Below are 14,571 nucleotides of genomic sequence, written 5' to 3'. Positions count from 1 at the left end.
CATGCCGAGCACGGCAGGCGGGCCGCGCAGCGGCTGGCGAGGTATCAGCGGATGATGGCCCGGCGGCGCCGTCCGAAGGGACAGCCCGCATCCGCGGGCTACCGGAAGGCGCAGGCGCAGGCGGCGAAGCTGCACAAGAAGGTGGCGCGGCAGCGGGAGGACACCGGCCGCAAGTGGGCCAAGTCCGTGATGCGCGGCCACGACGGGGTTGCGGTGGAGGACTTTCGGCCGAGGTTCCTGGCGAAGACCACCATGGCCCGCAAGGCGGCCGATGCCGCCATCGCCGCGACGAAGCGTGCCCTGGTCGAGATGGGCCGCAAGCACGGGCGGGACGTCCGTCTCGTGCACCCGGTGCACACCACGATGGACTGTGCCAAGTGCGGAGCGAGAACCAAGCACGCACTGCCTCTGTCGATGAGAACGTATACCTGCACCGCGTGTGGAGCCGTGTCCCCTAGGGACAAGAACTCCGCCCGCGTGATGCTGGTCCGGGCAGGTTGGAACCCGGACGGTGTCGAGGGCGTAAGACCACCGGAGCCGCCGGCTCCGGTGGCGGCCTGAGCCGTAAATCCCCGCACAGCCCTGGAGGGTGACCAATCCACTCCCTTCAGGGAGGGGAGCCTTCAAGGTCGAAGAGCGCGTATCCGACCTTCTCCTCCAGCCGGCGGATCTGCTGGCTGAACGGGGGCTGGGCGATGCCCAGACGGGCGGCGGCGTGACCGAAGTGCAGTTCCTCGGCGAGCACGACGAAGGCGTGCAGTTGCGCCAGCGGGAGTTCGGGTCGGTCCATCGGCGCGGAGTCCATACGCCCAGAGATATCACTCCATGCGGAAGTTCGTATTAGACGTATCGGCGCTGGTCACCTAGCGTTCCGCGCATGACAGAGCGACGCGCGATCCTCAGTGGCTCGACTTTCGAGGAGCAGATCGGTTACGCCCGTGCCGTGGTCGACGGCGACCGGGTGCATGTGTCCGGGACCACCGGCTTCGACTACTCCACCATGACCATCTCGGACGACGTCGTGGAACAGGCCGAGCAGTGCCTGCGCAACATCGAGGCCGCGCTCACCGAGGCGAAGTGCACCTTCGCCGACGTGGTGCGGGTGCGCTATCTGCTCCCGGACCGCGCGGACTTCGAGCCCTGCTGGCCGGTGCTGCGTCGCCGCTTCGGCGCCGTCCGCCCGGCCGCCACCATGCTGGAGTGCGGCCTCGCCGACCCTCGCATGAAGATCGAGATCGAGGTGGACGCCCGCCGCCGCGCGGACTGATCCCGCCCGCGTCATGGCCGGGCCCACCGCTCCTCGTGCCGGCCGCGCCGTAGGATCCGTGCCTCGCGTGGCAGCAGCCGGGGGCCGGCCACGACCAGGACCTCGCACAAGGCCCGGGCCGGGACGTGCCGGTGCACCGGCCGGCGGTGCAGCCGGGCCGCTGGACCACGGGGCCTGGCCATGCCGATGACCAGCAGGTCGTCCGGGGACGACGCGACCGAGCAGAGCACCGGCCCCGCGGGGCCCCTGACGACCCGCCGTACGATCCGCAGGTCGGCCGGGGGCCCGCCGACCGCGAGTTCGAAAGCCCTGTCCAGCCGCCGCCGTGCCTCGTCGGCCCACAGCCGGGCCCACGAGGGCTCGGGCCGGCGCCGGTAGAGGGCGTCGCCCTCCGGCGGCTCCCAGGCTCGTACGGCCACCAGCGCGCGGCCGGTTCTGCGCGCCTCCACGATGCCGCGGCGCAACGCGGCCAGGCCGGCGAGCGAGTCGCTCACCCCGACGACGACATCCCCGGCCGGCATGCCACCGGTGACTGCATCTGATGCCATGGCACCCACGCTAGGAACGCCAACGCGCCCCGGACAAAGTCCAATCGGCGGAAAGTGGCCTTGGGTCCGGGGCGGTGTGTCGGTGCTCCGGGGATGGCCGTTCAGCGCACCTGCGTCCGTCGCCCGGCGGCGCCCGCCCGGTCCCGTGCGCGGCCGGCGGGGCGCAGGAACGCGGTCCACCCGCCCTCCGGCCTCTCACCGACCTGGAGGCTGCGCAGCTTCGCGAGGATCTCGGGGTCCTGGGCGTCGAGCCAGTCGACGAACTGCCGGAAGGAGACCAGGCGCACGTCCTCCCGGCCGGCGACCTGCCTGAGCGTCTCCTCGGCCGCGTCCATGTAGATGCCGCCGTTCCACTGTTCGAAGTGGTTGCCGATGAACAGCGGCGCCCGGTTGGTCTCGTACGCCCGCTGGAACCCGGCCAGGTACGCCCGCGTCGCCTGGGCCCGCCAGTAGGGGTAGTTGTACGAGGGTGCCCGCGTCGTGGTCTTGGACTGGTTCGCCAGCATGTTGTAGTCCATGGACAGCACCTCGAAGGTGTGCCCGGGGAAAGGGATGCTCTGCAGCGGCAGGTCCCAGATGCCGCCCCGCTTCCTCGGCCAGCGTTGCAGTCCGCCCGGTGAGGAGGCGTCGTAGCGCCAGCCGAGTTCCCGTGCGGCCGGCAGCAGGTTCGACTGCCCGAGCAGACACGGGGTGCGGCCGCCCACGAGTTCCTTGTCGTAGTCGAAGGGGAGCGACGGTTCGTCGTGCCAACCGGTGTGTGTGCGCCACGACTTGACGAAGGTCCGTGCCTGCTCGATCTCCGAACGCCACTGTTCGGAAGTCCAGTTGGCCACCGATCCGGCGCCGGTGCAGAAGTGTCCGTTGAAGTGCGTGCCGATCTCGTGGCCGTCCAGCCAGGCCGCACGGACGTACTTCAGTGTCACCTTGAGGTGTTCGTCGGTGAGATAGCCGATGTCCGAGGCGCCGACCGGGTTGTTCGGCGGATCGTAGAGCCGCTTCTTGTGCTCCGGCAGGAGGTAGAGGCCGGACAGGAAGAAGGTCATGTGCGCGCCGTGAGCGCGGGCGAGCTCCAGGAAGCGCGGGAACAGGCCGGTGCCCAACTCGCCGGCGCCGTCCCAGGAGAACACCACGAACTGCGGTGGTGTCTGGCCGGGTTCGAGGGGCAGGGACGACGCCGGCTGGTGCGGCTGGCGACCGGTGTACGACGTCGAACCGTCCCCGATCAGCCGGACCGCCCTCCGCTCGTCCGGGCTCCCGGGGGCACCGTCCCGTCGGACCGGGCCACCGCAGGCGGCGAACGACGCGGCGGCCACGCCGAGACCGGCACCGAGACCGAGACGTGCCACACTCCGGCGGCTGATTCCACCCACGGTCATCATCCCAACCCGCGCCCTGCCATGACGCGTTGTGCGCACCCTCAGCCGAAACTCTCGTCGTTTTTCACCATAAAGGACATAAATATACAAACTGGTTAAACGGGTGCGGTGTGGCGCGCAAAGGGGCCGTCAAGCATCGCCGGCGTCACCCGTCCGGCTCTACGGCGCCCCAGGCCGGGGTGCCGCCGAGCGGTGATGCGGTCGCATGACGCGGCCCGTCTCGACCCTTAGCGGACCCCGGGCCGGATGCCGTATTCGGCCAGCCAGGTGAGCAGTTCCGCACGGGTCGCGCGGACGAGGCGTCCGCCGGTGAACCGGGCGTCGTCCGTCACCTCGGCCACGCACCCGCTCGGCGGGGCGAAGGACTCGGCCTCCGTGTCCGTCGCGAACTCGGCTTCCGCCAGCACCAGTCCGCGCAGCCGGCCGGCGAAGACATCGATTCCGAGGGGCGGCACGCTGAAACGGGTCTTGGTGAGGGCCCGGGCCGGGAGCGTGGCCAGTACGTCGTACTCGGCCGGCGACAGATAGATGTTCGTGACCAGGCCCTGCACGGTGCCGGGCCGGGCCGCCGGGACCTTCTGCGTGAGCTTCAACTCGGCGGGTCCGTACGGCGATTCGGCGCGGCGGAGCCTCGAGCGGGTGCCCGGCAGATAGCGGTCGGTGATCACGCGGGTGGCGGTCACCGCCGACGGTGTGGGGCAGAGTGGCCAGCAGGAAGCGTCGCTCGCGCTCGACACGCGCATACCTGCCCGGGAGTACGGGGTCACCGTCGACGCGTCCCGCCTTCTCGCTCATCGCCCCAGCCTCCCAGCCCTGCCGTCGCCGCTCACCGGACGAGCTCACGGGCATCACCGCTTCGGAGGTGTTTCCGGGGCCGGGCGTGCGCCCTGTGCCGGCCGAACGCCCGCCCCGTCGTCGTACCCCTCGCGGCGCGGGCCGATCCACGGCGGATCAGCGGAACGCCGCCACGTTGCGCGCCGCCCACGCGGAGAAGGGGGCCGCGGAGCGGCCGAGCAGGCGCGGCACATCCGGGCCGACCGCCTGTTCCTCCGGAGTGGGGGTGCCCAGGACGGCGAGCGTGCCCTCGGCGACGGCGGGCGGCATGAACCTGACCATCTGCGCGTGAGCCTCCTCGCGGCTCTGCTCCACGAACGTCACCGGCTCCCCGAGCGCGGCGGCGATCGCCGCGGCACGCTGCCGCGGGGTGGTGGGCTCCGGGCCGGTCAGCGTGTACGTCACGCCGTCGTGTCCGTCCTCGCGCAGTATGGCCGCCGCCACCGCGGCGACGTCGTCCGGATCGACGAACGGCAGTGCCACATCGGCGAAGGGTGCCGCCGCGATGCGGTGCCGGCGCACCGGCTCGGCCCAGGCCAGCGCGTTGGAGGCCAGCCCACCCGAGCGCAGCACGGTGAACGGCAGCCCCGACTCGGCCACCGCCGCCTCGAAGCGTGCCGCGTGCGCGTACGTCTCCGCCCGGGTGCCCGCGCCCTGCGAGGACAGCAGCACCACCTTCCCCACACCGGCCGCGGCGGCCCGGCGCAGGATGCCGACCGGATCCTCACCGGCCACGAGCAGGAACAGTGCCTTGGCGCCCTCCAGCGCGGGGGCGAGGCTGCGCGGCTCGGCGAGGTCGGCGGCGACGGCCCGAACTCCCGGCGGCACGTCCCCCTCGCCGATGTGCCGGGCGACCGCGGTCACCGTCTCCCCGGCCTGGATCAACGCCGCGACCAGGGGCCGTCCGACGTTCCCCGTGGCACCCGTGACAACGATCATGGCAACTCCTCCGACTGAGTTAGTTGACTAACTAAGTCGGGACTCTAATCCGCGGCGTCGCTCGTTGTCTATGCTTAGTCAGGTGACTGACTCAGATTCCGCCGCCGCGGCCCCGGCCGCGCGACCCAGGCGATCCCGCCCGGGCGGCAAGCGCGAACGCCTGGTGAGGGCGGCCGTCCAGGTCTTCCACGAGCAGGGTGTGGAGAAGACCACCCTCGGTGACATCGCCCGTACGGCCGAGGTGCCGCTCGGCAACGTCTACTACTACTTCAAGACCAAGGACCAGCTGGTCGAAGCCGCGGTGGACGCCCACTGCGAGCAACTGGAAGCCATGACCGACCGGTTGGACGCCCTCCCGGACCCGGCCGCCCGGCTGAAGGCCCTCGTCGCCGGCTGGGTCGACCAGCGCGAGACCGCGGCACGCTTCGGCTGTCCCTTCGGCACCCTCGCCACCGAGCTCGACAAGCGCGACGACGGCCTGGACCGGGCCGCCGCGAAGGTCATGCGGGCCCTGCTCGACTGGGTGGAGTCCCAGTTCGCCCAGCTCGGCCGCGCCGACGCCGCCGCCCTCGCCGTCGAACTCGTCGCGGCCTACCAGGGCATGTCCGTCCTCACCAACACCCTGCGCGACCCCGGACTGATGGCAGCCCAGGGCGCACGCCTCCAGTCGTGGATCGACGGGATCGCCGAGCGGTAGGCAAGCGCACGCCGCCGGGGAGGGTGGAGAGGCGGCGCTCAGGTCGCCACGTCCCGTTCCTCGGCCACGACCGGCACCACGACGATGCGCTGGACGGCCCGGCTGAGCACCACCACGCCCCCGACGATCATCAGGGCCCCCACCGCCTCCGGGACCAGCCACCAGCCGGTGCGGATCCGCTCGTCGAACAGGGTTATGCCGAGCGTCAGGCTCACCACAGCGTCGCCGATGGTCAGCGCCGGCTGCGCGGCCGCGAGCGGACCGGCCTGGAGCGCGTTCTCCAGCAGGATCACGGACCCGGCGCCGACCAGCGCGAAGCCGTACGTCTGCCAGGACCGCAGGAACGCCGCGAAACCGTGGTCGGCGAAGGTGCCGCTGGCCGACTTCAGCAGGGCGGCGGTCAGCGCGTTGCCCGTGGCGGAGGCCGCGGCCAGCAGCGCGGCGCGCCGGGCCGGCGAACTGCCCCGGCCGGACAGCAGCACCGCCGCGGCCATCCCGCCGAGGCACAGGAACAGCGCCGGGATCCAGCGGCTGAGCGGCGCGTGGTTGACGGCGCCGTGCGGGGCGGCGGCGATGAGCAGCACGGCGAGGCCTGCCACACAGCCGCCGACACCCCACCAGCCCCAGCGGGGGAGCCGTCTGTGCATCAACGGGGCGGCGACGAGCAGCGCGAAGGGCAGCTCCAGGATGAAGAGCGGCTGGACCAGCGCGAGCGGGCCGTTGACCAGGGCCAGGCTCTGGAACAGCGCGGCGCAGACCACGCCGCACATGCCGATCACCCAGAAGGGCCGGCGCACCAGCTCCGCGAGCAGCCGGAGGCCGCCGCGACTGCTCGCCGACGCGGCCTTGCGCTGGAAGGCGGTGCCCACGGCGTTGCTCGCGGCGCCCGCGACGGCGAACGCCGCGGCCAGTTCGATCACGACCGTCTCCTGCCTGCGGGAGGCCTCCCGGAGGAGCTTCCGGTCTCTTCAGACTACGAAAGGAGGCGCCCGGACGCCGGTCGGCGGCCCCCGCTGCGGCAGGCCGATCACACGAGCGAGCCCCGCCCGGTGATCGCCGGGCGGGGCCGTCGGAACGCCTGGTCAGCTCAGGGTGAGATCGTCGGCGTAGACCGCTCCCTGGCCGTACCAGCCGTGGACGTACACCGTGACCGTGCCCGAGGCGCCGGTCGTGAACGGGACCGTGAGCTTCGACCACGCCGAGGACGAGGCCCAGGTGCTGGCCGTCGCGCCTCCGCGGACCCCGAGGTACGCGTACGGACCCTGCACCCAGCCACTCAGCGTGTAGGAGGTGTTCGGCTTCAGGGTCAGGGTCTGTGCGCACTGGCCCGCCTGGGACGCGGAGGGGGCGGTCTTCAGGGCGTGGGAGCCGCCGTGCACGGGGGAGGAGACCACCGCGGCGCCGCTGTCACAGGACCACGGCGCGAGCGAGCCGGTCTCGAAGTCGCCGTTGCCGAGGACGGCGGTACCGCCGGACCCCTTCACCGTCAGGGTGAACGTGGAGCTGTGCCGGGTCGGGCCCGCCGTGCCCGTGACGGTCAGGGGGTAGGTGCCGGGTGCCGTGCCGGCACCGGTCTTCACGGTGAGCGTGGAGGTGCCGCCCGCGGTGACCGAGGTGGGGCTGAGGGACGCCGTGACTCCGCTCGGTGCGCCGCCGACCGTCAGATCGACCGTCTGGGCGCTGCCCGACGTCACCGAGGTCTTCACCGTGGCGGTCGCGGTGCCGCCGGGGTCGAGCGAGGCGGTGGCGGGGGAGAGGGAGACGGAGAAGTCGCCCGCCGGCGGGGTCGTCGTACCGCCGGTGAAGGGTGCGAAGGTGTGCGTGAAGTACCAGGTGTCCTGCGCGATGCCGGAGCAGGTGTCGGAGGCGCCGGAGCCGGGGCAGCCGCCGTTGTCGCGCTGGAGGGCCCAGAAGGAGAGGGTGTTGATGCCCTTGGCTACGGCCCAGTCGTACACCGTGGAGGCGTCGGCGGTGGTGAAGGTCTCCGCCGGGCCGTAGTCGTCCACGCCGGGCATCTCGGTGACGCCGACCATGTTCCACAGCCGGGTGTCGGACAGGTTCGGGTAGAGCCCGGCCAGCTGGTCGTGCAGTCCGCTCGCGGCCGTCTCGGTGTCGGTGGCCATGTGGTGGGTGGCGCCGTCGAAGTAGTCGAACGTCATGATGTTGACGACGTCGATTCTGGCGCCCGCGCTCTTCGCACTGCGCAGCACGGCGAGGCCGCTGTCGGCGAGGCCGGTCGTGGTGGTCGGCAGGGTGTAGGAGAACTGCACCGAGCGGCCGTTCGCGGCGGCCCAGTCCTGGACCTTCTTGATGGCCTGGTTGCGGCGGTCGATGCCGGCGCTGTTCGTGAGGGAGTTGTCCTCGACGTCCATGTCGAGCCGGGAGACGTCGTAGGTGGTGATGATCTTCTCGTAGGCCGCGGCGATGGAGTCCACGTTCGTACAGCTGTCGGCGATCTCGGTGCCGCCGTTGTCGGCCGCGTAGCCGCCGAGGGACGGGATCACGTCGCCGCCGCGCGAGCGGATGGTGCCGAAGTCCGCGCCGAAGACGGATGAGGTGACGGGCGTGCTGGTGTCCCCGTTCCAGTACGGGGTGCAGGAGCCCTTCTTGTCCGCCTGTAGGAAGGCCATGGTCAGGTACTTGGCGCCGGAGGCCTGGGAGAGCGCCGCGGGGCTGTCGCCGCTGTAGGCCTCGAAGTAGGGCGCGAAGACGTGCGTGGGCAGCGGGGTCGCCGCGTGCGCGGCGCCTCCCGCGCCGAGGGCGAGTCCCGCGGAGGCGGCCAGGGTGGCCAGGCCCGCGAGCAGGGCGCGTACGGGTCTCGGACGTGTCATGCGTACTCCCGGATGCGAACGACAGGCGGCCCAATGGTCTAGGCCATGATTGGTCTGGACCAGTTGTCGGTCAAGGTGCGGGAGTGGCCTTTTGCCGACTCATGGAAGTCAACAGGTATGACTCAGTGCAGAGTTGATGGGGTGTCAGGAGGCGTCGTCGGCCCGTCCGGGCCGGACCGGGCGGGAGAGGCCGAAGCGCACTCTGCGCACGCCCTCCGAGAAGTGCAGCAGTGGCTCCGCGCCGGGCGCCGGCAGTCCGGCGGCCCGGGTGAGGGTCTCCTCGACGCCGTCGAGGCGCGCCTCGCACAGCGGCCAGGGCTCGTGCTCGACGGGCGTCTCCCACAGCATCCCGAGCCTGCGCGAGTAGCACCGCCAGCGGGAGGTCAGCCACACGTCCCGCTCAGTGGGCCGGACCGGCTCACCGGGACGGACGGCCACCCGGTACCGGGCACCGCCGCCCCAGCGGGTGCCGGTGTACGCCTGGAGGCCCCCGCGTCGCGCCAGCGCCAGGCGGCCCAGGTGGTACGGCAGCCCTATCGCGCGGGCGGCCAGCATCACCGGGCAGGCCACCTCGATGGACAGGAACCACAGCCCGTCCCGGCCGTCCGGCCCGCGCACATAGGTCCGCAGATTGGTCTCCGCGAAGTCGGGCAGCGCCACAGGGAACGCGGGCGGACGCACACTGGCCATGACGAACGGCGTGAGACTCACCCACGCCGACCCCTCGTACGTGTCCACGACGAGCCCGTCCGGCAACAGACGCTGCACCCGCTCCGGGGAGTAGGCCCAGTGCAGGAACGTCTGCTCCCGCCAAGCGGCACGCAGCTCGGGCACGTGCACGCGCTGCTCCGGCCCGTACGAGACCATGTGCACCGACTCCCCCCGGGATCCGTGCCGAAACCGGGCGCCGCCCGGTGCGGCTCAGGTGGCCCGGGTGCCACCTCCCCGCCGGATACGGCCCAGCAGATCGCGGTGGTAGGCGGCCAGTTGCCCGGCGGGGACGGGCGCGGGGCTGCCGGCGAGCGTGTACCAGGTGTCGCTGCCGGAGTGCTGGATGGCGACGCGCACGCTGTGTCCGTCGGACAGCAGGATGGTCGCCACGGTCAGGTCGCCGGTGATGACGCCGACCTCGTCGGTCATCGCTCCGCCCGGGCCCGCGGTGACCCGGTCGACGTAACTGTTGATGCTCGGTGGGGTGTGCATGGGGCGCAGGCTCCCATCAACCCGGGCGGCGAGCCCCGCACCGCGCAGGTGTCGCCCGTGCGTGTCCCCGTGTTGGGTGTGTGATCAGCGCCCGCCGCCGAGGCCGGGCCGTGGGCCGGCCGCCGTTCAGCCGAACAGCGGGAACCGGTCGGCCGCCGCACCCAGCGCGGCGCGCTCGGCCTCGGTGAGGGCGGCCCGGCCGGTGCCCACGCGCGCGTAGTGCCCGTCGCTCCATTCCGGGAGCGCGGGCCCGCCGAGCAGACCGTCCAGGGTGGTGCGCACCGCGGCCAGCCCCTCGGGTGCCGGTCCCGGCGCGTGCGGGAGGTGGGCGGTCATATCCAGGTGGTGGACGGTCGCCTCCACCGCGAGGGTGGTCAGCAGGTCCCCGGCCGTCAGCACATGCCCCTGCGTGCCGACGCGCTGCGCGGGGTCGGCCGCCTCCGCCGCGTGCACCGCCGCCGCCAGCGTCTCCAGGTACAGGCCCTGGAGCTGGCGGAAGTCGAGGAACATGCTCGCGTTCACCCGGACCCAGCGCCGGCCGTTGGCCGCCCCGGTGGTGTGCGGCTGCCAGTCCTGCCAGTACGTCACCGCGTCCCGGTCAACCGGCTTCGGTGTCGGCGTGTGCAGGGCCACCAGAGCGCGCTGGGCGTCCGTCAGGCAGTGGAAGACGAGATCGCGGACCGCCCAGCCCGTACAGCCGGTCGGCAGCCACGACTCCTCGTCACCCAGTCCCGCGACGACCGCCGAGGCGGCCTCGTACGCCGCGCGCACCGCACGCGCGGGGGCGGTGGCTTCCCCTGTGCTCATGCTTCCCCCTGTTCGTCCGCCGTACAGGGTGTCACACCCGGCTCGACGTCGCCGTGTCCGCCGACAGCCGCTGGGCGACGTAGATCGGGACCACCGACAGCAGGACGAGTACCGCCGCCACGACGTTCACCACCGGTGCCTGCTGCGGCCGCGTCATGTTGTCGAAGATCCAGATCGGCAGGGTCTCGATCCCGGGCCCCGCCGTGAACGTGGTGACCACGATCTCGTCGAAGGACAGCGCGAAGGCGAGCAGTCCGCCGGCCAGCAGCGCGGAACGGACCAGCGGGAAGGTGACGTCCGCGAAGGCGCGGAAGGTGGTCGCGCCGAGATCCATGGCCGCCTCCTCGTACGACGCGGCCGTACGGCGCAGCCGGGCCACCACGTTGTTGAAGACGATCACGATGCAGAACGTGGCATGGCCGACGATCACCGTGAACAGTCCGAGGCCCACGCCGAGCGGCTCCAGGACCGTGCCGAAGGCCGAGTTGAGGGCGATGCCGGTGACGATGCCGGGCAGCGCGATCGGCAGGACGACGATGAACGACACCGTGTCACGGCCGAAGAAGCGGTGCCGGGCCACGGCGAACGCGATGAGCGTGCCGAGGACCAGCGCGATCGCGGTCGCCCCCAGCCCCGCCTTCACCGAGACCCACACCGCCTGCCGGGCACCGGAGTTGTGCCCGGCCACCGACCACCAGTGCCAGGTCAGACCCGGCGGGGGCCAGCTCGCGCTGCGGTCGGGATTGAGCGAGTTGACCAGGACGAGCAGCAGCGGGACGTAGATCACCGCGAAACCGAGCCCGGCGCCGGTGCGCAGGGCGATGCGCGCGGTGCGGCTGAGATGCATGGCGCTGTTCTCCTCCAGGTCCTACAGGCTGTTCAGGGCACCCGTACGGCGGATCGCCAGCAGATACAGGACGATCACGACGACGGGTACGGTGCCGAGCGCGGCGGCCATGGGCAGGTTGAGCTCGATGTTGGAGTAGACGAGGTTGCCGATCAGCTGGGTCTTGCCGCCGACGATCTGCACGGTGATGTAGTCGCCGAGGCTCAGCGAGAAGGTGAACACCGAACCGGCCGCGACCGACGGCAGCACCATCGGCAGCACCACCGAGCGGAACGTCCGTCCGGTCCGCGCCCCGAGGTCGGCCGAGGCGTCGAGCAGGCTGGCCGGGAGCTGTTCCAGGGCCGTGTGGATCGGCAGGATCATGTACGGCAGCCACAGGTACGTCAGGGTGAGGACGGTGGCCGGCAGGCCGAAGCCGGGCCCGCTCAGCCCGAACGGCGCGAGCATCCAGTCGGCGAGGCCGCCCTGGGACAGGATGAGCCGCCAGGCGTACACCTTGACCAGGTAACTCGCCCACAGGGGAGTCAGGATGGCGACCACGAGCAGGGGGCGCCACCTCGGCCGGGCCACGCGCGCGGTGTAGAAGGCGACCGGGAAGGCGATCACCGCGCACAGCACGGTCACCGCGAGCGCCACGCCCACACTGCGCAGGATCACCTGACGGAAGACGGGCGTGGTGAACAACTCGTGGAAGTTGTCCGTCGACCAGACCTTCACCACCTGCGAGGTGAAGGAGTTCGTCGTCCAGAACGCCGAGACGAACAGCACCGCCAGTGAGCCGAGGTAGAGGACGGCGAGCCACAGCAGCGGGGCGGTGAGCAGCAGGGTCAGCCGCAGCCGGGGCCGGCGGTGCAGGCTCCCGGCGAGCCGCCGGACGGTTCCCCGGCCGGCGGCGGTCGTCGCGTCGGTCGTCACGGCTCAGCCCTTGATCTCGGTCCAGGCCTGCACCCACTTGGCGTACGGCACGCACTTGACGTCCGTGCGGCCGTCGAGGCACTGCTCGATGGGCGTGTTCCAGAAGGCGATCTTCTTCCAGTAGCCCTCGTCGGCCGCGTGGTAGACCGTGCAGAAGTTCTTGTCACTGGTCTCGGCGCAGGCCTTGGAGTTGGCCGGCGCCTCGCCGAAGTACTCGGCGACCTGGGCGTTGACCTTGGGCGAGACGATCCAGTCCAGCCACTTGTAGGCGCAGTTGGGGTGCTTGGCCTTGCTGTACACCATCCAGGTGTCGGACCAGCCGGTCGAACCCTCCTTCGGCACCAGTGCCTTGATCTTGGCGCCTTCGGAGGAGGCGAGGTTCGCGATGACCTGCCAGGTGGTGCCGACCACGGAGTCACCGCTCTTGAAGGCGGAGACCTCCTTGAGGTAGTCGCTCCAGTACTCGCCCACGTTCTTGTTCTGCTGCTTGAGCAGGGCCACGGCCGCGTCGAACTGCTTCTGGTCGAGGGCGTAGGGGTCCTTGATCTTCAACTCGGGCTTGGTGGCCTTGAGATACAGGGCCGCGTCGGCGATGTAGATCGGCGAGTCGTACGCGGTGACGTGCCCCTGGTACCGGGAGGCGTCGTCGAAGACGGCGGACCAGGAGGTGGGCGCGGGCTTGACCTTCTCGGTGTTGTACATCAGCAGGTTGGCGCCCCGGCCGTGCGGGATGCCGTACATCCGGCCCTTCACCGAGTTCCAGGCGCCGTTCTTCAGCCCGGCGAAGATGTCCTTGTAGTTGGGGACGAGGTCCGTGTTGACCGGGGCGGCGTCGCCGGAGGCGATCAGGCGGAGGGAGGCGTCGCCGGAGGCGGAGACGGCGTCGTACTCGCCGGTCTTCATCAGCTTGACCATCTCGTCCGAGCTGGCGGCGACCTTGGAGTGGACCTGGCAGCCCGTCTGCTTCTCGAAGTCGCTGACCCAGTTCACCTTGGGGTCGTTGGAGCCGTCCTCGACATAGCCGGCCCAGGCGATCAGATTGACCTGGCCCTCGGTCTTGCCGAGCTTCGTCGGGGCCTTGAGGTCCGGCGGGTTGAGCCCGGTGGCGGACGAGTCGCCCGAGCCGGAGGAGTCACAGGCGGCGGCGAGCAGCAGCGCGGCGGCGCAGGCCGCGGCGCGCAGGGTACGGGTGGGACGCACGGCGTTCTCCATGGGGACGTAGAGGCGGGGGAGAGGTCAGGAGGGCAGCCGGACGGCGTGCCGGCGGTGCCATGTCAGGCGGACCCGGGTGCCGCGGTAGGCGGCGACGTCCTCGGAGGAGGTCTCCAGGTTCTGCTGGAGCGCGGTGAGCCGGCCGCCGCCGTCGAGGTCGACCAGGAAGCGGGTGGCGTCGCCGAGATAGACGACCTCGGCGACGGTTCCGGTCGCGGTGGCGTGCTGGGGCTCGTCCGCCTCGGCGGACTCCTTCAGGACGCGGATCTTCTCCGGCCGGATGTTGTACGTGCCCGGGGTGCCGACGACCCGGTGGGCCGCCTCGCCGTCGAGGAGGTTCGAGGTGCCGACGAAGGAGGCGACGAAGGGGGTCGCCGGGCGCTCGTAGATCTCCGCGGGTGTCCCGACCTGGGCGATGCGGCCCTGGTCGAAGACGGCGATGCGGTCGCTCATCGTCAGGGCCTCCTCCTGGTCGTGGGTGACGAAGACGAAGGTGATGCCGACCTCCCGCTGGATCGCCTTCAGTTCGACCTGCATCTGCTCGCGCAGCTTCAGGTCCAGGGCGCCGAGCGGCTCGTCCAGCAGCAGCACCCGGGGCCGGCCGACGAGCGCGCGGGCGAGGGCGACGCGCTGGCGCTGCCCGCCGGAGAGCTGGGCCGGGCGCCGCTGGCCGTAGCCCTCCAGGCGGACCTCGGCGAGGGCCTTGCGGGCGCGGACGAGCCGTTCGGCCTTGGGCACCTTGCGGACCTTGAGCCCGTAGGCGACGTTCTGCTCGACCGTCATGTGCGGGAAGAGGGCGTAGTCCTGGAAGACCGTGTGCACGTCCCGCTCGAACGGGGCGAGGCCGGTGACCTCCTGTCCGGCGAGTTCGATCCGGCCCTGGTCCGGAGTCTCGAACCCGGCGACCAGCCGGAGGACGGTCGTCTTGCCGGATCCGGACGGGCCGAGCATCGAGAAGAACTCCCCGTCCCGGATCTCCAGGTCGACCCCGGCCACGGCGGTCGTCGCACCGAACGACTTCCGCAGGTCCTGCAGCCGGATCGCAATCCCCTCCATACGGGAACCTTTCTGGCGCGCTGTACGTTGAAACGCTTG

At 71.4% G+C, this 14,571-nt stretch carries 16 protein-coding genes and 1 pseudogene; 3 read left to right on the top strand and 14 right to left on the bottom strand.

Annotated elements, in window-relative coordinates:
* On the top strand, nucleotides 1-561 hold a 561-nt coding region (locus ACIBJF_RS41450; RefSeq protein ID WP_399181980.1), incomplete at its 5' end, for an RNA-guided endonuclease TnpB family protein.
* A 61-nt stretch (nucleotides 562-622) separates the two neighbouring features.
* Here ACIBJF_RS41450 and ACIBJF_RS41445 read toward each other — a convergent pair.
* Nucleotides 623-790: pseudogene (locus tag ACIBJF_RS41445) on the bottom strand (LysR family transcriptional regulator); the annotation flags it as partial.
* A gap of 87 nt (nucleotides 791-877) precedes the next feature.
* Between ACIBJF_RS41445 and ACIBJF_RS41440 the strand changes: the two are divergent.
* Entirely contained in the window at nucleotides 878-1,267 is a 390-nt protein-coding gene (locus tag ACIBJF_RS41440; protein WP_399181978.1) for a RidA family protein, read from the top strand.
* Between the two features lie 11 nt (nucleotides 1,268-1,278).
* On the opposite strand, the gene ACIBJF_RS41435 is transcribed toward ACIBJF_RS41440, so the two are convergent.
* From ACIBJF_RS41435 to ACIBJF_RS41420, 4 genes are all read right to left on the bottom strand, one after another.
* The gene (locus ACIBJF_RS41435; protein WP_399181976.1) at nucleotides 1,279-1,815 is read right to left on the bottom strand and encodes a universal stress protein; all 537 of its coding nucleotides are present in this window, start codon (nucleotides 1,813-1,815) and stop codon (nucleotides 1,279-1,281) included.
* A 101-nt stretch (nucleotides 1,816-1,916) separates the two neighbouring features.
* Nucleotides 1,917-3,191: a hypothetical protein gene (locus tag ACIBJF_RS41430; protein ID WP_399181984.1), complete on the bottom strand. Its 1,275-nt coding sequence runs from the start codon at nucleotides 3,189-3,191 to the stop codon at nucleotides 1,917-1,919.
* A gap of 227 nt (nucleotides 3,192-3,418) precedes the next feature.
* Entirely contained in the window at nucleotides 3,419-3,874 is a 456-nt protein-coding gene (locus tag ACIBJF_RS41425; protein ID WP_399181974.1) for a hypothetical protein, read from the bottom strand.
* Between the two features lie 268 nt (nucleotides 3,875-4,142).
* Nucleotides 4,143-4,964 carry an SDR family oxidoreductase gene (locus ACIBJF_RS41420; RefSeq protein WP_399181973.1) on the bottom strand — a complete coding sequence of 274 codons (822 nt, stop codon included), beginning with the start codon at nucleotides 4,962-4,964 and terminating at the stop codon, nucleotides 4,143-4,145.
* Nucleotides 4,965-5,046: 82 nt separating this feature from the next.
* Between ACIBJF_RS41420 and ACIBJF_RS41415 the strand changes: the two genes are divergently transcribed.
* Nucleotides 5,047-5,661, top strand: a complete 615-nt coding sequence (locus tag ACIBJF_RS41415) for a TetR/AcrR family transcriptional regulator (protein WP_399181971.1) — start codon at nucleotides 5,047-5,049, stop codon at nucleotides 5,659-5,661.
* Nucleotides 5,662-5,699: 38 nt separating this feature from the next.
* Here ACIBJF_RS41415 and ACIBJF_RS41410 read toward each other — a convergent pair whose 3' ends face one another.
* The 9 genes from ACIBJF_RS41410 to ACIBJF_RS41370 all read right to left on the bottom strand — a co-directional run bounded on the left by ACIBJF_RS41410 (nucleotide 5,700) and on the right by ACIBJF_RS41370 (nucleotide 14,532).
* On the bottom strand, nucleotides 5,700-6,581 hold the full coding sequence (locus ACIBJF_RS41410; RefSeq protein WP_399181968.1) for a DMT family transporter: 882 nt from the start codon (nucleotides 6,579-6,581) through the stop codon (nucleotides 5,700-5,702).
* A 162-nt stretch (nucleotides 6,582-6,743) separates the two neighbouring features.
* Nucleotides 6,744-8,492 carry a carbohydrate binding domain-containing protein gene (locus ACIBJF_RS41405; protein WP_399181966.1) on the bottom strand — a complete coding sequence of 583 codons (1,749 nt, stop codon included), beginning with the start codon at nucleotides 8,490-8,492 and terminating at the stop codon, nucleotides 6,744-6,746.
* Between the two features lie 144 nt (nucleotides 8,493-8,636).
* The gene (locus ACIBJF_RS41400) at nucleotides 8,637-9,359 is read right to left on the bottom strand and encodes a YqjF family protein (RefSeq protein ID WP_399181964.1); all 723 of its coding nucleotides are present in this window, start codon (nucleotides 9,357-9,359) and stop codon (nucleotides 8,637-8,639) included.
* Between the two features lie 54 nt (nucleotides 9,360-9,413).
* On the bottom strand, nucleotides 9,414-9,695 hold the full coding sequence (locus ACIBJF_RS41395) for a hypothetical protein (RefSeq protein ID WP_351208319.1): 282 nt from the start codon (nucleotides 9,693-9,695) through the stop codon (nucleotides 9,414-9,416).
* 126 nt (nucleotides 9,696-9,821) lie between these two features.
* Nucleotides 9,822-10,502, bottom strand: a complete 681-nt coding sequence (locus ACIBJF_RS41390) for a maleylpyruvate isomerase N-terminal domain-containing protein (RefSeq protein ID WP_399181962.1) — start codon at nucleotides 10,500-10,502, stop codon at nucleotides 9,822-9,824.
* 31 nt (nucleotides 10,503-10,533) lie between these two features.
* Nucleotides 10,534-11,349, bottom strand: coding sequence for an ABC transporter permease (locus ACIBJF_RS41385; RefSeq protein WP_399181960.1), 816 nt, complete (start codon nucleotides 11,347-11,349; stop codon nucleotides 10,534-10,536).
* 21 nt (nucleotides 11,350-11,370) lie between these two features.
* Complete coding sequence (locus tag ACIBJF_RS41380; protein WP_399181958.1) at nucleotides 11,371-12,264, bottom strand: ABC transporter permease; 894 nt, start codon at nucleotides 12,262-12,264, stop codon at nucleotides 11,371-11,373.
* A 3-nt stretch (nucleotides 12,265-12,267) separates the two neighbouring features.
* Nucleotides 12,268-13,464: an ABC transporter substrate-binding protein gene (locus ACIBJF_RS41375; protein WP_399181956.1), complete on the bottom strand. Its 1,197-nt coding sequence runs from the start codon at nucleotides 13,462-13,464 to the stop codon at nucleotides 12,268-12,270.
* Nucleotides 13,465-13,500: 36 nt separating this feature from the next.
* Nucleotides 13,501-14,532 carry an ABC transporter ATP-binding protein gene (locus tag ACIBJF_RS41370; protein WP_399181954.1) on the bottom strand — a complete coding sequence of 344 codons (1,032 nt, stop codon included), beginning with the start codon at nucleotides 14,530-14,532 and terminating at the stop codon, nucleotides 13,501-13,503.
* Nucleotides 14,533-14,571 lie beyond the last annotated feature (39 nt).

Origin of the sequence: Streptomyces sp. NPDC050743 (assembly GCF_044456925.1) — a bacterium.
Taxonomy (GTDB): Bacteria; Actinomycetota; Actinomycetes; order Streptomycetales; family Streptomycetaceae; genus Streptomyces.
Note: the sequence above shows the minus strand (reverse complement) of the source record. Positions and strands in the feature narration are given on the sequence as shown.

Excerpts from the sequence above, each read along its gene's own strand:
- ACIBJF_RS41420 (WP_399181973.1), bottom strand. The coding sequence starts at position 4,964 with ATGATCGTTGTCACGGGTGCCACGGGGAACGTCGGACGGCCCCTGGTC.
- ACIBJF_RS41405 (WP_399181966.1), bottom strand. The coding sequence starts at position 8,492 with ATGACACGTCCGAGACCCGTACGCGCCCTGCTCGCGGGCCTGGCCACC.
- ACIBJF_RS41435 (WP_399181976.1), bottom strand. The coding sequence starts at position 1,815 with ATGGCATCAGATGCAGTCACCGGTGGCATGCCGGCCGGGGATGTCGTC.
- ACIBJF_RS41395 (WP_351208319.1), bottom strand. The coding sequence starts at position 9,695 with ATGCACACCCCACCGAGCATCAACAGTTACGTCGACCGGGTCACCGCG.
- ACIBJF_RS41390 (WP_399181962.1), bottom strand. The coding sequence starts at position 10,502 with ATGAGCACAGGGGAAGCCACCGCCCCCGCGCGTGCGGTGCGCGCGGCG.
- ACIBJF_RS41385 (WP_399181960.1), bottom strand. The coding sequence starts at position 11,349 with ATGCATCTCAGCCGCACCGCGCGCATCGCCCTGCGCACCGGCGCCGGG.
- ACIBJF_RS41430 (WP_399181984.1), bottom strand. The coding sequence starts at position 3,191 with ATGACCGTGGGTGGAATCAGCCGCCGGAGTGTGGCACGTCTCGGTCTC.
- ACIBJF_RS41440 (WP_399181978.1), top strand. The coding sequence starts at position 878 with ATGACAGAGCGACGCGCGATCCTCAGTGGCTCGACTTTCGAGGAGCAG.
- ACIBJF_RS41370 (WP_399181954.1), bottom strand. The coding sequence starts at position 14,532 with ATGGAGGGGATTGCGATCCGGCTGCAGGACCTGCGGAAGTCGTTCGGT.
- ACIBJF_RS41400 (WP_399181964.1), bottom strand. The coding sequence starts at position 9,359 with ATGGTCTCGTACGGGCCGGAGCAGCGCGTGCACGTGCCCGAGCTGCGT.